Here is a 19345-nt window from a genome sequence, read left to right as displayed (position 1 = left end):
TGGGGCGAGGCCCCCGCATCAGAACTGGTACTCGTACGGCGTCGTCACGCTCAAAGCCCGGAACCCCAGCCGCTCCAGAATCGGCCGGCTCATGTCCGAAGCGTCCACCTGCAAGTACTGGCACCCCAGCTCCGTCGCCACCCGCATCCGCCGCGCCACCAGCGCGCGGTAGATCCCGCGCCCGCGCCACTCCGGGGCGGTGCCGCCGCCCCACAGGCTGGCGAAGCCGGTGCCGGGGTGGACCAGCATGCGGGCCGCGCTCACCGGACGGTCGCCGGCCATCGCGAGCCAGGTCCAGACCGTTTCGGGGTCGGCGGCCAGGCGGGCCAGGACCCGGGCGCGGGCCCGGTCGCCTCCGCCGCCGAAGGCCGCGTCGGCGGCTTCGGCGACCAGATCGGCGTCGGCTTCGGTGGTCACCGGTCGCAGGGAGACGCCCTCGGGCAGGGATTCGGACAGGCCGGCGCCCGACAGCTGTGTGATCTCCGCCACGAACAGCGTCTCCGGATCGTCCGCTTGGAAGCCGGCGGCGAGCAGGCGCTCGCCGAGATCGGCCGGTTCGTCGTGCTTGTAGTGCTTCCACTCGAAGTCGGCGCCCAGGGTGCGGAAGTAGGCGATCTGCGCCTGGATCGCGGCGTCGGCGGTGGCGGCGTCCAAGGCGGAGTGGATGACGCCGTGCCAGTCCGTGGGCAGGGCGCCGACCTGGCGCAGGACGCCGTCGGCGGGTTCGATGCGGGCGCCGGGCTCGTCGGGTTCGGCCTCGGCGCGCATGCGCAGGTCGAAGGTTGCGAGCAGGTCCTTGTCGGTGGTGGGGGAGGTCACCGGGTCAGCCCACCATCGGCGCCGGGCTGGGGCAAACGGTTAATGGGATTAGAACAGGCGGTGGTGGCGCTGATACCGTCGTAAGTGCCGTCTACCTCGAACGGGAGAGACCCCTCGTGGGCGCCGAAGGAGCAACCCTCCCCGGAAACTCTCAGGCAAAAGGACCGTTCGGGCAGGCAACTCTGGAAAGCAGGGCCGAGCTGCGGCGGAGCCCTCACCGAAGGTGTAAGCCGCGGGTCGTTCGGACCCCGCCCGCGGTGAAACTCTCAGGTTCCACGACAGAGGGGGAGGACGGATCCGCGGGAGGCGCGAATCCACCACCCGACGTCTAAGAGCGTCCGCCTGAGAGGCCACAACAGTGACCGCAGTGCTCACGGATCTGCACGGCATGGCTGGAGACGACTCCGCCGGCGGTTCCGGTACGGTGCCCGCGCAGCCCGCCACCCCCCACGACCTGTACGCCACCGCCGCCGTCGGGGCCCGCCCGACGCTGGTGGAGCTGGAGCAGAGCTCCCCGTTCGCCGACCGGCACATCGGCCCCGACGCCGCCGACGCCGCGCGCATGCTCTCGCTGCTGGGCTACGCCTCGCTGGACGCGCTGACCGAGGCCGCCGTGCCCGGCTCCATCCGGCTCACCGAGCGGCTGAACCTGCCGCCGGCGCGCTCGGAGTCCGAGGTGCTCACCGAGCTGCGCGACATCGCCGGCCGCAACCGCGTCTTCCGGCCGATGATCGGCCTGGGCTACCACGGCACCTTCACCCCGCCGGTGATCCTGCGCAACGTCATGGAGAACCCGGCCTGGTACACCGCCTACACCCCCTACCAGCCGGAGATCTCCCAGGGCCGGCTGGAGGCGCTGCTGAACTTCCAGACCGTGGTCGCCGACCTGGCCGGGCTGCCGGTGGCCAACGCCTCCTTGCTGGACGAGGGCACCGCCGCCGCCGAGGCCATGACCCTGGCCCGCCGCGCCTCCAAGTCCAAGTCGGCGCGCTTCCTGGTGGACTCCGACGTCTTCCCGCAGACCCTGGCCGTGCTGCAGACCCGGGCCGAGCCGCTGGGCATCGAGCTGGCGCTGGCCGACCTGGCCGCGGACACCCTGCCCGAGGGCGAGTTCTACGGCGTGCTGGTCCAGTACCCCGGGGCTTCCGGCCAGGTGCGCGACCTCAAGGCGATCACCGCCGCGGCCCACGAGCGCGGCGCGCTGGTCGCGGTGGCCGCCGACATCCTGTCCCTGACCCTGCTCGCCTCGCCCGGCGAGGCCGGCGCCGACATCGCCGTGGGCTCCACGCAGCGCTTCGGCGTGCCGCTGGGCTTCGGCGGCCCGCACGCCGGCTACATGGCGGTGCGCGAGAACCTGTCCCGCTCGCTGCCCGGCCGCCTGGTCGGGGTGTCCGTGGACGCCGACGGCGACCAGGCGCTGCGGCTGGCGCTGCAGACCCGCGAGCAGCACATCCGCCGCGAGAAGGCGACCTCCAACATCTGTACCGCGCAGGTGCTGCTGGCCGTGATCGCCGGCATGTACGCGGTCTACCACGGTCCGCAGGGCCTGACCTCGATCGCCCGCCGCACCCACCGCTACACCGCGGTGCTGGCCGCCGGGCTGCGCGAGGCCGGCGTCGAGGTCGTGCCGACCGCGTTCTTCGACACCCTGACCGTGCGGGTCCCGGGCCGGGCCGCCGAGGTCTGGCGCGCGGCGCTGTCCGCGGGCGTGAACCTGCGGCTGGTCGACGAGGACACCGTCGGCGTGTCCTGCGACGAGACCACCGGCTGGGCGGACCTGCGGGCCGTGTGGTCGGCCTTCGGCGTCACCGGCAAGGAGGCGGCGGGCGTGCACGAGCTCGACGCGGCCACCGACGACGCGCTCGGCGAGCACCTGCGCGCCACCGAGTTCCTGACGCACCCGGTGTTCCACGCGCACCGCTCCGAGACCGCGATGCTGCGCTACCTGCGCAAGCTCGCCGACCGGGACATCGCGCTGGACCGGTCGATGATCCCGCTCGGCTCGTGCACCATGAAGCTGAACGCGACCATCGAGATGGAGCCGATCACCTGGCCGGAGTTCGGTGCGATCCACCCCTTCGCGCCGCTGGACCAGGCCGCCGGCTACCTGTCGCTGATCGGGCAGCTGGAGGGCTGGCTGGCCGAGGTCACCGGCTACGCGCGGGTGTCGGTGCAGCCGAACGCCGGCTCGCAGGGCGAGCTGGCCGGGCTGCTGGCGGTGCGCGCCTACCACCGGGACAACGGCCAGGCGCAGCGCGATGTCTGCCTGATCCCGTCCTCGGCGCACGGCACCAACGCCGCCTCCGCGGTGATGGCCGGCATGCGGGTCGTGGTCGTGGCCAGCCGCGAGGACGGCTCGGTCGACGTCGCGGACCTGAAGGCGAAGATCGACAAGCACGCCGACGCGCTCAGCGTCCTGATGATCACCTACCCCTCCACGCACGGCGTGTTCGAGGAGGAGGTCACCGAGATCTGCGACCTGGTGCACACCGCCGGCGGCCAGGTGTACGTGGACGGCGCGAACCTGAACGCGATGGTCGGCCTGGCCAAGCCCGGCAGCTTCGGCGGCGACGTCTCGCACCTGAACCTGCACAAGACCTTCTGCATCCCGCACGGCGGCGGCGGTCCGGGCGTCGGCCCGGTCGCGGTGCGCGCGCACCTGGCGCCGTACCTGCCGAACCACCCGCTGCACCCGGTCGCCGGGCCCCGGACCGCGGAGAACGCGGCCGGCGGCGTCGGCCCGGTCTCCTCGGCGCCGTGGGGCTCGGCGGGCATCCTGCCGATCCCGTGGGCGTACATCCGCCTGATGGGCGCCGAGGGCCTGCGCAGCGCGACGCAGTACGCGATCCTCTCCGCGAACTACGTGGCCAAGCGCCTGTCCGGGCACTACCCGGTGCTCTACACCGGCCCCAACGGCCTGGTCGCGCACGAGTGCATCATCGACCTGCGGCAGATCACCAAGGACACCGGCGTCAGCGTCGACGATGTGGCCAAGCGCCTGATCGACTACGGCTTCCACGCCCCGACCATGTCCTTCCCGGTGGCCGGCACCCTGATGATCGAGCCCACCGAGAGCGAGGACCTGGCCGAGCTCGACCGCTTCTGCGACGCCATGCTCGCCATCAAGGGCGAGATCGACCGCGTCGGCGCGGGCGAGCTGGACCGTGAGGACAACCCGCTGCGCCAGGCCCCGCACACCGCCGCGATGCTCGCCGGCGACTGGAAGCACGGCTACGACCGCGCCGAGGCCGTGTTCCCGGCCGGCGTGACCCCGGCGGACAAGTACTGGCCGCCGGTGCGCCGGATCGACGGTGCCTACGGGGACCGGAACCTGGTGTGCTCGTGCCCGGCGCCGGAGGCTTTCGAGGACTGACAGTCGCCGTTGGTGCTTAGGCGGACGCCCCGCAGACCGAGTTCGTGGTCTGCGGGGCGCTTCGTCTTTCGCGAGCGAGATCCTTAGACAGCGACCGCCTCGGGCATGGTTTCGGTGGTGGGCTGCTCCTGCCGTTGGCCGGTATGCGTACGGCGCCAAGCCTGCGCGACCCCGGCGCCGAGCAGGACCGGTGCGGCGGCGATGGTGAAGCACCAGGCCAGGGGCAGCCGCGCCAGCGCCGGGCCCATCGCCGCGTAGCCGCTGGAGGAGCCGGCGTTGAAGGCGTTGTTGACCCACATGCCGGCGCTGGTCCGGGACCGCTCGTCGGCGAGTTCGTCGGCGACGAGGTAGGCGCAGGTCATCAGAGGCGAGACGAACACGCCCGAGGCGGTGGCGATGGCGGTCAGGACCCAGATGTTCGGGGCCAGCCCCGCCGTCGCGATGCTCAGGCCCAGGGCGGCCGTCAGCAGCGGCAGCCGGGTGCGGCTGGGGACGCGCCAGCTCACCGCGCCGTAGGCGAGGCCGCCGAGGATGCTCCCGGCCGACATTCCCGCGTCGGCCCAGGCGATCGCGGAGGGCTGGTGGTGGTGTATCGCGAAGGCCACGATCGCCAGGCTCTGCGCGCCCAGACCGATGCCCACGCCGGCGGCGGCGGACAGCGGGTCCAGGATGCGGGACAGGGTGCGTCCCGAGCCGGTCCGGCGGGCCTTCTGGCCGTGCTCGGCGGTCGCGGGCGCCTTGGCGGTCCGCGCGGCGGTGACGGTGACCGTACTGATCACCGGGGACGTCATCATCGCCACCGTGCCGACCGCGACCAGGGCCGCGCTGAGCAGCACGCCCAGGGCCGGGTTCGCGACCAGGATCAGCAGCCCGACCAGCAGCGGGCCGCTGATGCCGATGACCTCCTCGGCGACGGTGTCCAGGCTGAACGCGCGCTGCATCAGCGCCTGGTCCGGGCCGCACATCGTGCGCCAGAGCGTGCGCATCGTCGGGCCGAGCGGGGGAGCGGTGGCCCCGGCGGCCAGGGCCAGGCCCTCCAGCAGCCACAGCGGTGCGCCGGGGCGCCAGGTGGCCGCCGCCAGGCCCGCCAAGGCGGCCGCGTAGGACAGCGCGAGGGGCAGCAGGACACGGCGGATGCCGCGGCTGTCGATCAGCCGGGCGCGCACCGGCGCCAAGGCGGCCACGGACAGCGCGAACACCGCGACCACCTCGCCGGCGCGGCTGACCGAGCCGCGGCCGGAGGCCAGGGCGAGCGTCATGGACAGGACGACCGTGCCGTAGGACAGGCGCCCGATGAGAGCCGTGGCGAAAGTGCGCGCGGCGAAGGGCAGGCGGAGTACCGCCAGGTACGAAGACATGGGAGTTGTTCCTCACCGTGGGATCACGTGCAGGGGACACCGACGGACCGCGGCACGGCCGGTGGCCGAGGCGGTCGACGTGGGTCCTTACGCACGAGAGGTGTGGAACACGATGGTGATCGTAGTGGAGCCGGATCACGGGGGCCACTCAGTGAACGAACTCATGCAACGATCTTGTGATGAGCGACGAGGCGATGGCCGGCGGAGTCAACACGGTCGTGCGGATCGGCGACCGCGTGCACCGGCCGGCGGGGGAGTGGACACCGTCCGTCCACGCGGTGCTGGACCACCTTGCGGCGAAGGGCTTCACCGGGGCGCCGCGGACTCACGGCTTCGACGCCGAGGGCCGGGAAGTGCTCGACTTCGTGGCCGGGGACGTCCCCGGATCCGAGCTCGTGGTCTCCGACGAGGCCCTGGCCGCCATGGCGGTCCTGCTGCGCGGCCTGCATGACGCGACGGCCGACTTCGTCCCGCCGCCCGGAGCCGCGTGGTACTTCGAGCCCCGGGAGCCGTTCGAAGTGGTCTGCCACGGCGACGTGGCACCGTACAACACGGTCTTCCACGAAGGTCTTCCGGTGGCGCTGATCGACTTCGACACGGCGCATCCGGCCTCGCGGGTGTGGGATGTGGCCTACGCGGCCTACCGCTTCGTCCAGCTCGTCGAGGAGGGCGCGGACGCCGGCGAGCAGGCCCGGCGCCTGGCGCTGTTCGGGGACGCCTACGGCCTGGGCGAGCCGGATCGGGCCGTGTTGATCGACACGGTGGTCGCCCGGCTGGAGCACCTGGTCGGGTTCATGCGCAGTCAGGCCGCGGCCGGTCATCCGGCGTTCTCCCGGCATGTCGCCGAGGGGCATGACAGCTACTACCTGCGGAACATCGCCTTCATCGAACGGCATCGCGCGGTTCTCGAGGCGGCGCTGGAGTAGCCGGACTGCCTAAGAAGTCATTCGCTGTTTCAAGGGTGCGTCATCTCCGTCGGGGGCTGTGCGGGTCCGGTATGGCCGGACCCGGATGTCACCGATGGTTTGGCGATCTGCCGTGCGTCCCAAAGCGTTCTGAGGGCCTCAGGCCGCGCTGCGGTCGGTCGGCCGGTGCGGCGCGATCGCCTGGCCGTCGGGCAGCAGCTCGCCGGTGTCGTCGAACAGCACGATCCCGTTGCACAGCAGCGACCACCCCTGCTCGGGGTGCGCGACCACGACCAGCGCGGCATCGCGATCGGGTTCGGCCGCGCCCGGGCAGCACGGGTGGTGGTGGCATGCGTGCCCGGAGCCGGGGCGGGTGGCGGTCATCGTCGTCATGGTCGTACTTCTTCGTTCTCGGGGCGGCCTTTCGGTCGGGTCGCCGTTGTGTGGTCTGAACCAGTGCTCCCTAGTGTCGCGCGTCACACGCCACTGCGCAGGGAAATCCGGTCACGTGACTCGGGCATTCGGGGAATGTAGTGCTCTGGTGTGGCGTCCGGAGCCGGTCACATAGTCACTACTGACTAGACGTGACCGGGGTGTCAGCGGTTCGTCGCGCTGAGCTCTGCTTGAGCTTTCCGGGTGTAGTTGTTTGCTCTTAGGGACGGCTTCCCTAAGGGGGATCTCGGAGTGATCGGACGGCCACGCTCGGGTGGCCGTCCGGTCACCGGTCGGACAGTCTGACTACTGGTCGTTCAGCCGGCCCGCGAAGCCGGCGATCACCGCGGAGCCGATGTCGGCCGGGGTGTCGGCGTGCAGGGCCTGGCCGTTGGCGGCCGCGGTGATCCGCGACAGCGTCGTGAGGTCCACGCCGCTGCCCAGCGCCACGATCATGACCCGGACCGGGTGGTTCGGGTTGGCCGCCTTCAACGCGTTCAGCTTGGTGATGAGCTGGTCGGCGCTCATCGAGTTCAGGCCGTCGTCCTTGCCGTCGGTGAACACCACGATCGCGTTGGACTCGTTCGGCGCCCAGCCGGTCAGCACGGTCTTGTAGGCGTCCAGGATGGTGTCGTACAGGCCGTTGCGGCTGCCCGGCTGGATGCTGAGCTGCTGCAGCGCGTTGTTCAGCGCCTGGCGCCGGCTCGGGGACGTGCCCACCGGGGCCGACAGCGGACCCATCGGGACCAGCTCGTTGTGCACCGTGCCGCCGCCGTCGGCCGCGTCCTTGGTGGTGAACGTCCACAGGCCCAGCTGGGAGCTGTCGCCGAACAGCGGCAGCCCGGCCACGCACGCGGCCGCGGTGATCTGCAGCCGGGTCAGCGGGGCGTGGGTGGTCGGGTCGAACTGCCCGTCCACGGTCAGCCCCATCGAGCCGGAGACGTCCATGACCACCAGGCCGCGGGTCTGCTCGCTGGTCACGTTCCACACCGACAGCGCGGCACTGGCGGCGGTGTGCGTGCTGTCCGCCGGGGCCAGCGCCGGCACGGCCGGGTTGGCGCCGTTGGCGGCGGTGAGGATCCCGGCGGCGGCGCCCTTGGGGTCGCGGAACCCGGCCTTCTGCAGGGTGTTGACGGCCGAGGGGCTGTGCAGCAGGGTCTGGAAGTCGGCCGCGGCCTTGGCGTGCGCGGCGTCCAGGCTGGAGCTGACGGTGTACGGGTAGTCCATCATCATCGTGCCCATATCCGAGGGATACAGGGCCACGAGCGGAGTGGCCGGACTGGCCGTGTTGTACGCCGCGATCTTCTGCTCGGTGGCGGGGAAGGCCGCCACGCCGCCGGAGCCGGCGGCGGTCGCGCCGTCGGTCGGCAGGCTGGTCAGCAGGGCGCTCATGGAGCTGGAGACCCCGGTGCTCATCACCCGGTAGACCAATGTGAGGTTCTGCAACGCCTGGGTCTGCTTGGCCTTGTCGGTCCCGGCCGGGCCCAGCACCGCGGCGCGCAGCATGGTGATCGCGGCCAGACCCGGCCCCGAGGTGGTCGGATCGGGCACCGCGCTCTGCAGCTTGTTGCTCTTGACGTTGGCCAGCAGGTCGGCCCAGCCGAAGGGCTTGCCCGGCCAGCCGTTGGCGTCGGCCACCGGCTTGGGCATGCCGATCACCAGCGGGCTGGTCGCGATCGGCGTGGGGTTGGCGGCCAGCGACTTCACGCCACCGGCATGCGCCACGTCGATCCACATGCTGCTGTCCGGGATCCAGACGTCCGGGGCGCTGGTGACGTCGCCGCCCTTGGCGGTGCCGGCCAGGAACGACTCCACCGCCGAGGCCTCGGCGCTGGTGACGTTGACGTGCACGCACGGGTCCGTCATGCCGTCGGCGACGGCCTTGACCGCGGTGTAGACGTCGGGGTTGGCGTCCACGTTCAGCGTGGTGGGCGCCGCGCAGGAACTGCCGGCCGCCGCGGGCGTGTGGGCGCCCGCCGCGCTGCCGGTGGTGTCGTGCTTCTTCGTGTAGTACACGTACCCGCCGCCGGCGGCGAGCACGAGGACCGCACCGATCGCGACCAGCCCGGTCGGGAACGACGATCCGCCGGAGTTGCCGCCCCGGCCGCCGGAGTTGCCGCCGCGGGCGCGGGCGGAGTTGTCGGGGCCCTCATAGGACCGATGCCTGCCTGCCAAGGGTGGTCACGATCCCTTTCGTCGCTGAATGTCCGACAGTAGTGTGAGGTCGAGTGTCGGCGTGATGATGGCGTCCCGCGCGACCGCGGGCGGAGATGACAAGGGGGCGCGCCCGTGGGCGAGCGTGTGGTCGCGACCGAGTTCACCGGGGCCGATCGGACGCGCTTCCGGGAGCGGCTGCGCGCCGGCTTCGAGGTGTTCCGGCGCATGCTCGCCGAGGACCGGTTCGAGCGCGGCCGCACCCTGATGGGCGTGGAGCTGGAACTGGACCTGGTCGACCCGGCGGGCCGCCCGATCATGGTGAACCAGGACGTGCTCTCGCGCATCGCCAGCCGCGACTTCCAGACCGAGCTGGGGCAGTTCAACCTGGAGGTGAACATCGCCCCGCACAAGCTGGTCGGCACGGTGTTCTCCGAGCTGGCCGAGGAGCTGCGCACCTCGATGGCCTACGCCGACCGCCAGGCGCGCGCCGCCGGCGCCAGGATCCTGATGATCGGCATCCTGCCGACCCTGGACGAGGCACACATGGTGGTCGAGAACTTCTCCGCCGAGGACCGCTACTTCCTGCTCAACGACGAGATCGCGCAGGTGCGCGGCGAGGACTTCCTGGTCCAGATCGACGGCGTGGAGCGGCTGCGGACCACCTTCGCCTCGATCATGCCCGAGGCCTGCAACACCTCGGTGCAGTTCCACCTGCAGGTCTCGCCGGAGACCTTCGCGCCGGCCTGGAACGCGGCGCAGGCGCTGGCCGGGGTGCAGGTGGCGCTGGGGGCGAACTCGCCGTTCCTGTTCGGCCGCCAGCTGTGGGCCGAGACCCGCATCCCGCTGTTCGAGCAGGCCACCGACTTCCGGGTGGAGGAGCTGGCGGCGCAGGGTGTGCGTCCGCGGGTGTGGTTCGGGGAGCGCTGGATCTCCTCGCCGCTGGACCTGTTCGAGGAGAACCTGCGGTATTTCACGGCGCTGCTGCCGGTCTCCTCCGAGGAGGACCCTGAGAAGGTCCTGGCCGAGGGCGGCATCCCGCACCTGCCGGAGCTGCGGCTGCACAACGGCACCGTGTACCGCTGGAACCGGCCGGTGTACGACGTGGCCCGGGGCAAGCCGCACCTGCGGGTGGAGAACCGGGTGCTGCCGGCCGGGCCGACGGTCGTCGACGTGCTGGCCAACGCAGCGTTCTTCTACGGCTGCGTGAAGGCGATGATGGAGGACCCCGATCCGGTCTGGAGCCATCTGGCCTTCGACGACGCCGCGCGCAACCTGCACGACGCGGCGCGGCACGGCCTGGCCGCGCGGCTGCGCTGGCGCCAGGACCGCCACAGCGCCCCGGTCCCGGTGCGCGAGCTGGTCGTGGCCGAGCTGCTGCCGGCGGCGCGCCGCGGACTGGACGCCCTGGGCATCGATCCGCACGACCGGGACGAGTTCCTGGGGATCATCGAGGGCCGCTGCGCCACCGGCCGCAACGGCTCCACCTGGCTGTCGGGGCGCTTCCACCAGCTGGTCGGCGGCGAGGGCCTGGACCGCGCCGCGGCGCTGGAGCGGCTCACGATCGAGTACGCGGACCTGATGATCACCGGAGCGCCGGCGCACACGTGGCCGCTGGGCTAGCCCCGCGTCCCCCGTGCTCGCCTGCCGGTCCATCTGACATCCGCCTTCCATCGTTTGCCGTGGTCAAAGGGTGTTCGTGCGGTATTTGTCCCGCCTGGTGCGGAACAGTAGTTCGGCGGTGAACCTCCGGACAAGAGAGCACCGGGGTTTCACCGTGACCGCGCCCACTTTGTTACCCGAAGGTAACTGACCGTCCGGGACCCGTGACGCCTTGTCCACCGGGCACGCCGTTCGGCCCGTTCAGCGCTTCGGCTGCGATGATGCGTGGGGTCAGAGCCGGACGCGCAGCGGCGTCCGGGAGGTGGTCGGTGCGGGCCGACGGCGAGGGTGAGGAGCCGGCGTGGCGGTGGTGGACGAGGGCCTGGCGCCCTCGGGGGGCGGGGGCGGGCCGGTGCCGGAGGCCCGGTGGCGGATGCTGCTGCGGTTCGAGGTGCTGGTGGTGCTGGCGCTGTCCTTCGGCCAGTCCGCGGTGTACTCGTTCGTGTCGATCATCGCCAAGCTGACCGCGAAGCAGGCGCTGAACCAGCAGGCGGCCGGGCTGAACGCCTCGCAGTCCCCGCGGCCCTGGCTGGACTTCACCTACCAGGTGCTCGACCTGGGGTTCAGCGTGGTGATCGTGGCGCTGGTGGCGTACCTGCTGATGCGGGAGAACGCCTCGCTGCGCACCATCGGGTTCGACCTGACCGGGGGGTGGCGGGACTGGGCCCGCGGCGCGGTGGTGGCGGCCGGGATCGGTACCGCGGGGCTGGGGCTGTACGTGGTCGCGCACGCCCTGAACCTCAACGCCACGGTGATCCCGACGACGCTGCCGGACGTGTGGTGGCGGGTGCCGATCCTGGTGCTGGACGCGTTCCGGAACGGCGTCACCGAGGAGGTCGTGGTCCTGGGGTACCTGCTGCGCCGGTTCGAGCAACTCGGGTTCTCCCGGAACAAGTCCGAGGTGATGTCCTCGCTGGTGCGCGGTTCCTACCACCTGTACCAGGGTTTCGGCGGATTCGTCGGGAACTTCGTGATGGGGATGATCTTCTGCCGGGCCTACCGGCGCTGGGGCCGGGTGATGCCGCTGGTGATCGCGCACGGCCTGATCGACACGGTGACCTTCGTCGGGTGGCTCTACCTGGCGCACTACCTCGGTATCCCGGGGGCTCCCAAGTAAGGCCCGCATCCGTTAACCTGACGCATCGTCAGATAGGGGAGGTTTTTCGATGACCGACGACAAGGCACTGAGCCTGGCCTCGGTGTTCCCGGCCGAGCGGCTGGAGGACGGCGTGCGGTTCCTGTCGGCCGTGCTGGGGATCGAGCCGACGTTCGTGGACGGCGAGCGCTGGGCGCAGTTCGACCTGAACGGCGCGCGCCTGGCCCTGGCCTCCGGCGCCGAATCCTCGCGGGCGGCACAGGCGATGGTGAAGGTCGCGGACGCCGCGGCCGCGGCCGAGCGGCTGGCCGGGGCCGGCTATGACGTCGCCGGCCCGGTCACCGGTCCGCATGAGGTGCGGTTCACGGTGACCGGGCCGGATGGGTGGTCGGTGGTCGTGTACGAGCCTCTGAGCCGTACATGAACGTCTGTGTCGTATGTGAACGTCTGTGAGGCTCGCCGGTGCTGGTGCTGTGCTGTCGAGCTTTAAACCGCCGGAATGGCTGGCGCTTGTACTACCGGGGCCACCGGGGCGGTCGCGATGGTGGTGTCCAGCGGCAGCGGCTCGACCAGGTGCGCCTCGACGTTCATGACGGCCGCCGAGGGCTCCAGCACCGGCTCCAGGGCCGCGGTCGTGGCGCGGTCCAGGTAGCGCTGGAGGCGGGCCTCCAGGTTGGCCTTCGCGGCCGGCCACTCGGCGCGGACGATGGAGAACAGGGCGCTGTCGCGCACGCCTCCGTCGGCGGCCGGGAAGTGCGCCCGCTTGATGCCCTCGAACTGCGCGCCCAGGGCGCTGATCGCGGCCCGGCTGCGGGTGTTGCGCACGTCGGTCTTGAGGCTGACGCGGTGCACGTCCCAGGTCTCGAAGGCGTAGGTGAGCATCATCAGCTTGGCCTCGGTGTTGATGCCGGTGCGCTGGGCCGACGGGTGCAGCCAGGTGGAGCCGATCTCGGCGGCGTCCGGCCGGCCGTCGGGGTTGACGTGGCCGTGCCGCGGCGGCCAGACCCCGGCCCGCCAGTACTCGAGTTCGCGCAGGCGGGAGGTGCCCACGATGCGTTCCTCGCCGGTCAGCGGGTCGATCGCGATGGTGGTGAAGGGGACGGCGACACCGGCGGCGAAGTCCGAGGTCGCCAGGGCCACGTACCGGACGACTGCGTCGTGGTCGCGCGGCACGTAGGTGAAGTCGTAGGTGGACCGGTCGGCGGTGGCCGCGAGCAGCAAACCGTCGATGTGGTCCGGTCGCATGAGCTCCAGGCGGCACAGGTTGCCGTGGAGCGTGACGGGGGAACGCATGCGCATATCATCCACGACCTGACGGTCTTCGTCGCGCGACACTCCAGGTTGGCACTCTTGCGGGGTAACAGCGCAGGTCAGTGGGTTGGTTCGGGGGGCCTGGGGCCCGGCGTCGCGGCGGCCTCGGCGGGGTCGGATGACCGCCGGGTTTCGCACCGATGTCCGGGGCATGACTCGTCGGCGGTGAGCCGCCCGCCGGACCCCCGCGGGATATCGATCCGGTGTGGTGACTGGCGTGCGGCGGGGGTCGTGCCGGATACTCCCGTTGTCGTCCGGTTGTCGGCCGGTGTGATTTTCTTTGGTGGTTCCTCGGCGAGGGTCGCCGGGTGGGGATAGTGGCTCAAGTTTTGGGAGAGGCTAGCGTGGCCGAGGTAGAGCAGCAGTTCGGCGGCGGGGCGGAAGAGGCCGACGGGCTCCAGGTCGGTGGCGCCGGTGCGGTGACGGAGCTGGAGACGCAGGCGCCGGCCGCGGCGTTCGACGCCGATCCGGTGGTGGCGGCGGGGTTCGTGGCCTTCGAGCAGGGGGACCTGGCGGCGGCCGAGACGGTGTTCGCGCCGGCGGCGGCTGAGGGCAGCCGCGCCGCGATGTTCGGCCTGGGCCTGGTGTATCAGGCCCGTGACGACTTCGACCAGGCGGTCCGCTGGTACGCCGCGGCGGCGGAGCTCGGCGAGGCCGAGGCGGCGAACAACCTGGGCACCTTGCTGGCGGTGCGCGGCGAGAACGACGCCGCGGTGGCCTGGCTCAGCCAGGCCGTCGCCCTCGGCTCGTCCGAGGCCGCGGTGAACCTGGGCCGCATGAACCACTGGGACAACCCGGCCGAGGCCGAGTTCTGGTACCGCCGCGGCGCCGAGGCCGAAGTCGGCTCGGCCATGGCGAACATCGGCGTCCTGGCCCAGCGCCGGGGCGACCTGGCCCAGGCCGCGGAGTGGTACCGCAAGGCGGTCGAGGCCGGCGAGGTCCGCGCGGTCAACAACCTGGGCAACGTCCTGCTGATGCAGGGCGAGGTCGAGGAGGCCATGGACTGCTTCAAGCGCGGCGCCGAGGACGGCGACGGCCACGCGCAGGTGAACTTCGCCCTGCTGTCCCTGGCCCGCGGCGAAGTCCAGGAAGCCCTCACCGCGGCCGAGCGGGGCCGGGAATCCGACGCCCCGGGCGCCGAGGTGGTCTACGGCCAGGTCCTGCTGGCCACCGGCGACCAGCAGGGCGCGGCAGAGGCCTTCCAGCGCGCGATGAACGCCGGCGACCCCTCCGGCGCCTACGCCCTCGGCGTGGTGGCCGCCCAGACCGGCGCCCTGATCGACGCCGAGCGCCTGTTCCTGGCCGCCGCCAACGCCGGCCACGTCCCGGCCATGTGGAACTCGGCGGTGCTGCTCCAGCAGGGCGGCCGGCCCGAGGCGGCGCTGCCCTGGTTCGAGGCGGCGGCCGCCGCCGGGCACCCGGAGGCCCAGGCGGTGCTGTCGGGCGCGATCTCGGTGCAGCCCGGTGGGGACGCCGGGGGCGTCGCGACCGCCTAGGGATTCAGGGGCTTGAGGTAGCTCACAGGCCGGTGCCGCGCGAGGTTCGTGGGGCGCCGGCCTGTGTGCGTGCCGTGCCACGGCGGTGATCGCGGGACATCACGCGGGCTTGACCAGCCCGGCGTCGTAAGCGGCGATGACGAGCTGCGCGCGATCACGCGCGTTCAGCTTCATCAGCAGGCGGCCGATGTGGGTCTTGGCCGTGGACAGGCTGACGTGCAGATGAGCCGCGATCTCGTCGTTCGACATGCCCAGCCCGATCAGGGTCAGGACATCGCGTTCCCGGTCGGTGGTGTCCTCCAGGGCGCCGAGCGGGCGCCGCGAGGGCTCGGGGCGCCGCGTGAACTCCTGGATGAGCCGCCGAGTGACGCTCGGGGACAACAGCGCCTCTCCGCCGGCCACGACGCGGATCGCGGCCAGCAGGTCGGCCGGCGGCGTGTCCTTGAGCAGGAAGCCGCTCGCCCCCGCGCGCAGGGCCGAGAAGACGTACTCGTCGAGGTCGAAGGTGGTCAGGATCAGCACGCGGACGGCCGGCGCCGCCGGCGAGGCGGTGATCCGGCGGGTGGCCTCGATGCCGTCCATGCCGGGCATGCGGATGTCCATCAGGACGACGTCGGGATGCTCGCGCTCGGCGAGGTCCACCGCCTCGGCGCCGGTCGCCGCCTGGCCGACCGACACCAGATCCGGCGCGGAGTCCACGAGGAGGCTGAAGCTGCCGCGGACCAGAGCCTGGTCGTCCGCGACCAGGACCTTGACAGTCACGAACCGGCCTCCGTCAGCGGCAGGCGAGCCGTCACCTGGAATCCGCGCCCGGGCAGCGGTGCGGCGTGGAACTCGCCGCCGTACATGCCGACCCGCTCGCGCATGCCGACGATGCCGTGCCCCAGACCCGAGATCTTACTGAAACCGGCGTTGCCGTCGTCCGTCACCTGTACAGACAACGCGTCCTGCTCATAGCCGATCCTCACCCGGCAGCTGTCCGTCGCCGCGTGCTTGACCACGTTGGTGATCGCCTCCTGGACCACTCGGTACGCGGCCAGGTCGATCCCCGCGGAGAGCGCACTGCGCTCGCCATGGACTTCCAGATCCACCAGAAGTCCCGCCTCGGCGGTCCGCGCCACGAGAGCATCGAGGTCTGCGAGCCCCGGGACGGGCACCAGCTCGGCTTCGTGCCGCACTGCGATGTTGTTCGGGATGCCGTCCGTGATGCCGTTCGCGGTTCCGTCGGCGGTTCCGTCGGCCCGCAGCATGGACAGCAGAGCCCGCATCTCCCGCAGCGCGCCGCGGCTGGTCGTCTCGATGGACGCCAACGCGCGCCGCCTCGTCGGGGTTCGTCTTCACCACATAGTTGGCGACGCCGGCCTGCACCGCGATCAGGCTGACGGTGTGCGCCACGACGTCGTGCAGCTCGCGGGCGATCTGTAGCCGTTCCTCGCTGCTGATGCGGCGGGCTTCCGCCAGCTGCTCGCGCACCTGCTGCGCTGCTTGTTCCCGCGCCTTCGCCGTATAAGAACGCTGCTGTTGGATCGCATAGCCGGCCAGCCACGCGGCCACGATGTAGACCCCGCACTCCGCCGCGAACCGACTGGTGTCGCCGGTCGCGGCCGAACCAGCGCCGACCGCGTAGCCCCCGAGTCCGGTTCCTACAGCCGCCAGGGTTCCGCACAGCAGCCAGAGCGCCTCGCGTCGTGGGAACCGCAGCGGGATCAGCGAGACCGCATAGCAGGCCCCGAGCGGAAGGAACGCCGGCGCGTCGGCCGCGGTCCCGGCGATGGCGGCCGCCGTACCGACCGCGACCACCACGAGAACGGCACGCGGCCAGAACCGTCGTGCCGCGACGGGAAGCGCCGCCAGCACGAGAACGACGACGGCCAGCCATCCCGGGTACCGCAGATACGGCACCTTGCCGGCAGCGGTCGCCAGCACGGCGGCGACACAGTCGACGGCGACCCGCTGCCACGGCCGCAGCCGCACGCGCGTGAGCCTTGTGACCAGCGGCGGGCTGGAGGCGTTCATGCCACGACGGTACCCGCGCGGTTCTCGGCGCGCGTCGTTCCCAGGGACGACCCGCCCCGTCGTACTTCAGGCCGGAGGGCATCGCGGATCTCCGTCCCGGAGTCCGACGATCCACGACGCCGCGATCGCCACTGTGGTGCTCGGCGCCGAGGTCGCCGAACCACCGCGAGGAGGAAACCCATGACCGCCGCGATCGAAACCCAAGGCCTGGGCAAGTGCTACCGCAGACGCTGGGCCCTGATCGACTGCACCCTGCACATCCCCGAGGGCCGCGTCGTCGGGCTGGTCGGCCCGAACGGCGCCGGCAAGACCACGCTCCTGAACCTGGTCACCGGGCACCTGGCCCCCGACGCCGGGACGATCGGCGTCCTGGGCGCCCGACCCGGCAGCGGCCCGGGGCAGCTGGCCAAGGTCGGCTTCGTCGCCCAGGACACGCCGACATACCCGGGCCTGTCCATCGCCGACCACCTCCGTCTCGGCGCGCGCCTGAACCCCGGCTGGGACCGGCCCTACGCCGAGCAACGGATCGCGCGGCTGGGGCTGGATCCGAAGAGCAAGGCGGGCAGGCTATCCGGGGGCCAGCGCGCGCAACTGGCGCTGACGATGGCCCTGGCCAAACGCCCCGAGCTGCTGGTTCTCGACGAGCCGGTCGCCGCCCTGGATCCGCTGGCCCGCCGCGAGTTCCTCGACGAGCTCAGGAGCGCGGTCACCGAGCGCGCCACGACCGTCATGCTCTCCTCGCACCTGGTCTCGGACCTCGAGGGGTTCTGCGACTACCTGATCGTGATCACCGCGTCCCGCATCCGGACGGCCGGGCCGGTCGACGACCTGCTGGCCGCCCCCGCCGGTTCGCACAGCGCCCCGGCCGCCCAGGCCACCCCGGTTACCCCGGCCACCCTCGAAGACCTCGTCCTGGCGGAGATGGGCCGCGTCCCGGACCCGGAAGTGGAGACCCGGAAATGATCTGGCTGACCTACCGCCAATTCCGCGCCTCGGTCATCGTCGCCGCGGCCGTCGTCCTGGCCTTCGGCATCGCCCTGGCGACAACCGCGTCGGGGCTCTCAGGGCTGTACGACACCAGCGGCCTGCCCTCGTGCCACGCGTCCTGCGCCGCGCGGACGACCACCTTCCTCACCGCGATGAAGGCGGACGCGACCTACCCCGCGCTGTACTTCACCGGCCTCGGACTGCTCCTGCTGACCCCGGCCCTGATCGGCGCCTTCTGGGGCGCGCCGACGATCACCCGCGAGGTCGAGGGCCGCACCCTGCGATTCGTCTGGCACCAGAGCGTCACACCGACGCGCTGGGCCCTGACGAAGACCGTGCTGCTGGGCCTGGCGAGCATGGCCTTCGCCGGCTTGATCAGCCTCATGCTGAGCTGGTGGGCCGCCCCGATCGACGCCGCCGGCGGCTTCCCCGTCGGCGGCGGGTCCCAGATCAGCCGGTTCCAGAAGGTCGTGTTCGACGCACGCGGCACCGTCCCGCTGGGATACGCGGCGCTGGGATTCGTCGTGGGCGTCACGCTCGGCGTGCTCATCCGGCGCACCCTGCCGGCGATGGCGGCGGCCCTCGTGATCGTCGCCGCGGTCCAGTTCACCGTGCCGACATGGATCCGGCCGCACCTGGTCGCACCGATCACGATCACCGGCCCGGTCCTGACCGCCCCGGCACTCCAATCGGCCAGGTTCGGCACCGAGGGCCAGGTGACGGTGCCGATCGACATCCCCGGCGCGTGGATCGTCACCGACCGGACCGTCACGCCGGACGGGCACACGTTCACGATGCTGGGCACCACGCAGTGCACGAACCTCGCGATGCCGCAGACCGACGACTGCCTGGCGAAGCAGAACTTGCGGCAGGTCGTCGAATACCAGCCCGCGAACCGGTTCTGGGAGTTCCAGGGGATCGAGAGCGCGATTCTGCTGACTGCCGCGGTGCTGCTGGCTGCCGGTGGCGTTCTGTGGATCCGGACGGTGCGGCTTTCGTGAGGCGGTGGGAGATCCAGCGAGCGCCCCCCTCAGGCGGCCGCCTTCCCTTCCTTCACATCCGAGGCGTAAACCGGCCGGTACTCCTGCCCCGACAGCTTCTGGATCTCCTCGATCACCTCGTCCGTGATCGCCCGCCGCACCAGCGCCGGCTTGCTCAGGGCCTTGGCCTCGGCCAGGTCCAGCGGCGCCCCGATCCGGATGGTGACCCGGCTCAGTCGCGGGATCTTCTTGCCGGGCGGCTGTACCCGGTCGGTCCCGACGATGCCGATCGGGATGATCGGCGCCCCCGAGCGCAGCGCGATCTCCGCGATCCCCGTCCGGCCCCGGTACAGCTTCCCGTCGGGCGACCGCGTCCCCTCGGGGTAGATGCCGAACAGGCCGCCGCCCTCCAGCACCGCCACGGCGCCCTCCAGGGCCGCCGTGGTCGCGTTGCGGGTGCCGGACCGGTCGATCGGGACCGCGCCGGCGAAGCGTGCGTAGAAGTACTTGTTCCACATCCCTTTCAGGCCGCGGGTGTTGAAGTACTCCGCCTTGGCGATGAAGGTGACGTGGCGGGGGACCACCACCGGGATGAAGAAGGAGTCTGAGAACGACAGGTGGTTCGCGGCCAGGATCGCGGCGCCGGTGGCGGGGATGTTCTCCAGGCCCTCGACCCGTGGCCGGTAGACGAGCTTCACGAGGGGCTCGACGAAGAACTTCGCCGCCTGGTACACGGACATCTGCGCGCTGACCTCA

Annotated in this window: 16 protein-coding genes, 1 pseudogene and 2 riboswitches; of the genes and pseudogenes, 8 read left to right on the top strand and 9 right to left on the bottom strand. The window is 71.6% G+C overall.

The genetic code is table 11. The features are described 5' to 3' along the window. Positions 1–18: 18 nt before the first annotated feature. A complete protein-coding gene (locus ABH926_RS45385; protein ID WP_370373237.1) occupies positions 19–819 on the bottom strand; it encodes a GNAT family N-acetyltransferase in 801 nt (266 codons plus the stop codon). Positions 820–910: 91 nt separating this feature from the next. After that, positions 911–996, top strand: a riboswitch (glycine riboswitch). Next, a riboswitch (glycine riboswitch) is annotated at positions 997–1111 on the top strand. It begins immediately after the preceding riboswitch. A 66-nt stretch (positions 1112–1177) separates the two neighbouring features. On the opposite strand from ABH926_RS45385, the gene gcvP reads away from it, so the two are divergent. After that, positions 1178–4192 carry an aminomethyl-transferring glycine dehydrogenase gene (gene gcvP, locus ABH926_RS45380; RefSeq protein WP_370373234.1) on the top strand — a complete coding sequence of 1005 codons (3015 nt, stop codon included), beginning with the start codon at positions 1178–1180 and terminating at the stop codon, positions 4190–4192. Between the two features lie 83 nt (positions 4193–4275). On the opposite strand, the gene ABH926_RS45375 is transcribed toward gcvP, so the two are convergent. Further along, positions 4276–5550 carry an MFS transporter gene (locus tag ABH926_RS45375; RefSeq protein WP_370373232.1) on the bottom strand — a complete coding sequence of 425 codons (1275 nt, stop codon included), beginning with the start codon at positions 5548–5550 and terminating at the stop codon, positions 4276–4278. 179 nt (positions 5551–5729) lie between these two features. Between ABH926_RS45375 and ABH926_RS45370 the strand changes: the two genes are divergently transcribed. Beyond that, entirely contained in the window at positions 5730–6476 is a 747-nt protein-coding gene (locus ABH926_RS45370; protein ID WP_370373230.1) for a phosphotransferase enzyme family protein, read from the top strand. Between the two features lie 138 nt (positions 6477–6614). Here ABH926_RS45370 and ABH926_RS45365 read toward each other — a convergent pair whose 3' ends face one another. After that, positions 6615–6848 (bottom strand): DUF5999 family protein, encoded by a 234-nt coding sequence (locus ABH926_RS45365; RefSeq protein WP_370373228.1) that lies wholly within the window; start codon positions 6846–6848, stop codon positions 6615–6617. A gap of 345 nt (positions 6849–7193) precedes the next feature. After that, on the bottom strand, positions 7194–9062 hold the full coding sequence (locus ABH926_RS45360; protein WP_370373226.1) for a substrate-binding and VWA domain-containing protein: 1869 nt from the start codon (positions 9060–9062) through the stop codon (positions 7194–7196). 114 nt (positions 9063–9176) lie between these two features. On the opposite strand from ABH926_RS45360, the gene ABH926_RS45355 reads away from it, so the two are divergent. The 3 genes from ABH926_RS45355 (at position 9177) to ABH926_RS45345 (ending at position 12223) form a co-directional block, all read left to right on the top strand. Next, on the top strand, positions 9177–10664 hold the full coding sequence (locus ABH926_RS45355; RefSeq protein ID WP_370373224.1) for a glutamate-cysteine ligase family protein: 1488 nt from the start codon (positions 9177–9179) through the stop codon (positions 10662–10664). Positions 10665–11004: 340 nt separating this feature from the next. Beyond that, positions 11005–11820 (top strand): CPBP family intramembrane glutamic endopeptidase, encoded by an 816-nt coding sequence (locus tag ABH926_RS45350; protein WP_370373222.1) that lies wholly within the window; start codon positions 11005–11007, stop codon positions 11818–11820. A gap of 49 nt (positions 11821–11869) precedes the next feature. Further along, the gene (locus tag ABH926_RS45345) at positions 11870–12223 is read left to right on the top strand and encodes a VOC family protein (RefSeq protein ID WP_370373220.1); all 354 of its coding nucleotides are present in this window, start codon (positions 11870–11872) and stop codon (positions 12221–12223) included. 62 nt (positions 12224–12285) lie between these two features. Here ABH926_RS45345 and ABH926_RS45340 read toward each other — a convergent pair whose 3' ends face one another. Beyond that, positions 12286–13092 (bottom strand): GNAT family N-acetyltransferase, encoded by an 807-nt coding sequence (locus tag ABH926_RS45340; protein WP_370373218.1) that lies wholly within the window; start codon positions 13090–13092, stop codon positions 12286–12288. A 362-nt stretch (positions 13093–13454) separates the two neighbouring features. Here ABH926_RS45340 and ABH926_RS45335 point away from each other — a divergent pair, with 362 nt between their 5' ends. Beyond that, on the top strand, positions 13455–14606 hold the full coding sequence (locus tag ABH926_RS45335) for a tetratricopeptide repeat protein (protein WP_370373216.1): 1152 nt from the start codon (positions 13455–13457) through the stop codon (positions 14604–14606). A gap of 99 nt (positions 14607–14705) precedes the next feature. Here the strand turns inward: ABH926_RS45335 and ABH926_RS45330 are convergent, their stop codons facing one another. From ABH926_RS45330 to ABH926_RS45320, 3 genes and pseudogenes are all read right to left on the bottom strand, one after another. Continuing rightward, positions 14706–15368 carry a response regulator gene (locus ABH926_RS45330; RefSeq protein WP_370373214.1) on the bottom strand — a complete coding sequence of 221 codons (663 nt, stop codon included), beginning with the start codon at positions 15366–15368 and terminating at the stop codon, positions 14706–14708. Continuing rightward, on the bottom strand, positions 15365–15916 hold the full coding sequence (locus tag ABH926_RS45325; RefSeq protein ID WP_370373212.1) for a sensor histidine kinase: 552 nt from the start codon (positions 15914–15916) through the stop codon (positions 15365–15367). The genes ABH926_RS45330 and ABH926_RS45325 overlap by 4 nt, the downstream gene beginning before the upstream one ends. 16 nt (positions 15917–15932) lie before the next feature. Then, positions 15933–16622: pseudogene (locus tag ABH926_RS45320) on the bottom strand (histidine kinase); the annotation flags it as partial. A 180-nt stretch (positions 16623–16802) separates the two neighbouring features. On the opposite strand from ABH926_RS45320, the gene ABH926_RS45315 reads away from it, so the two are divergent. Together ABH926_RS45315 and ABH926_RS45310 are read left to right on the top strand one after the other, a co-directional pair. Further along, positions 16803–17585, top strand: coding sequence for an ABC transporter ATP-binding protein (locus tag ABH926_RS45315; RefSeq protein WP_370373210.1), 783 nt, complete (start codon positions 16803–16805; stop codon positions 17583–17585). After that, positions 17582–18610: a hypothetical protein gene (locus tag ABH926_RS45310; RefSeq protein ID WP_370373209.1), complete on the top strand. Its 1029-nt coding sequence runs from the start codon at positions 17582–17584 to the stop codon at positions 18608–18610. Before ABH926_RS45315 ends, ABH926_RS45310 begins: the two co-directional genes overlap by 4 nt. A gap of 29 nt (positions 18611–18639) precedes the next feature. On the opposite strand, the gene ABH926_RS45305 is transcribed toward ABH926_RS45310, so the two are convergent. Next, positions 18640–19329, bottom strand: coding sequence for a lysophospholipid acyltransferase family protein (locus ABH926_RS45305; protein WP_370373207.1), 690 nt, complete (start codon positions 19327–19329; stop codon positions 18640–18642). Positions 19330–19345: the final 16 nt, after the last annotated feature.

The sequence above is a fragment of the Catenulispora sp. GP43 genome (genome assembly GCF_041260665.1).
Taxonomy (GTDB): Bacteria; Actinomycetota; Actinomycetes; order Streptomycetales; family Catenulisporaceae; genus Catenulispora.
The sequence above is the reverse complement of the archived record's forward strand: the minus strand, read 5'-3'. Positions and strand labels throughout refer to the sequence as shown.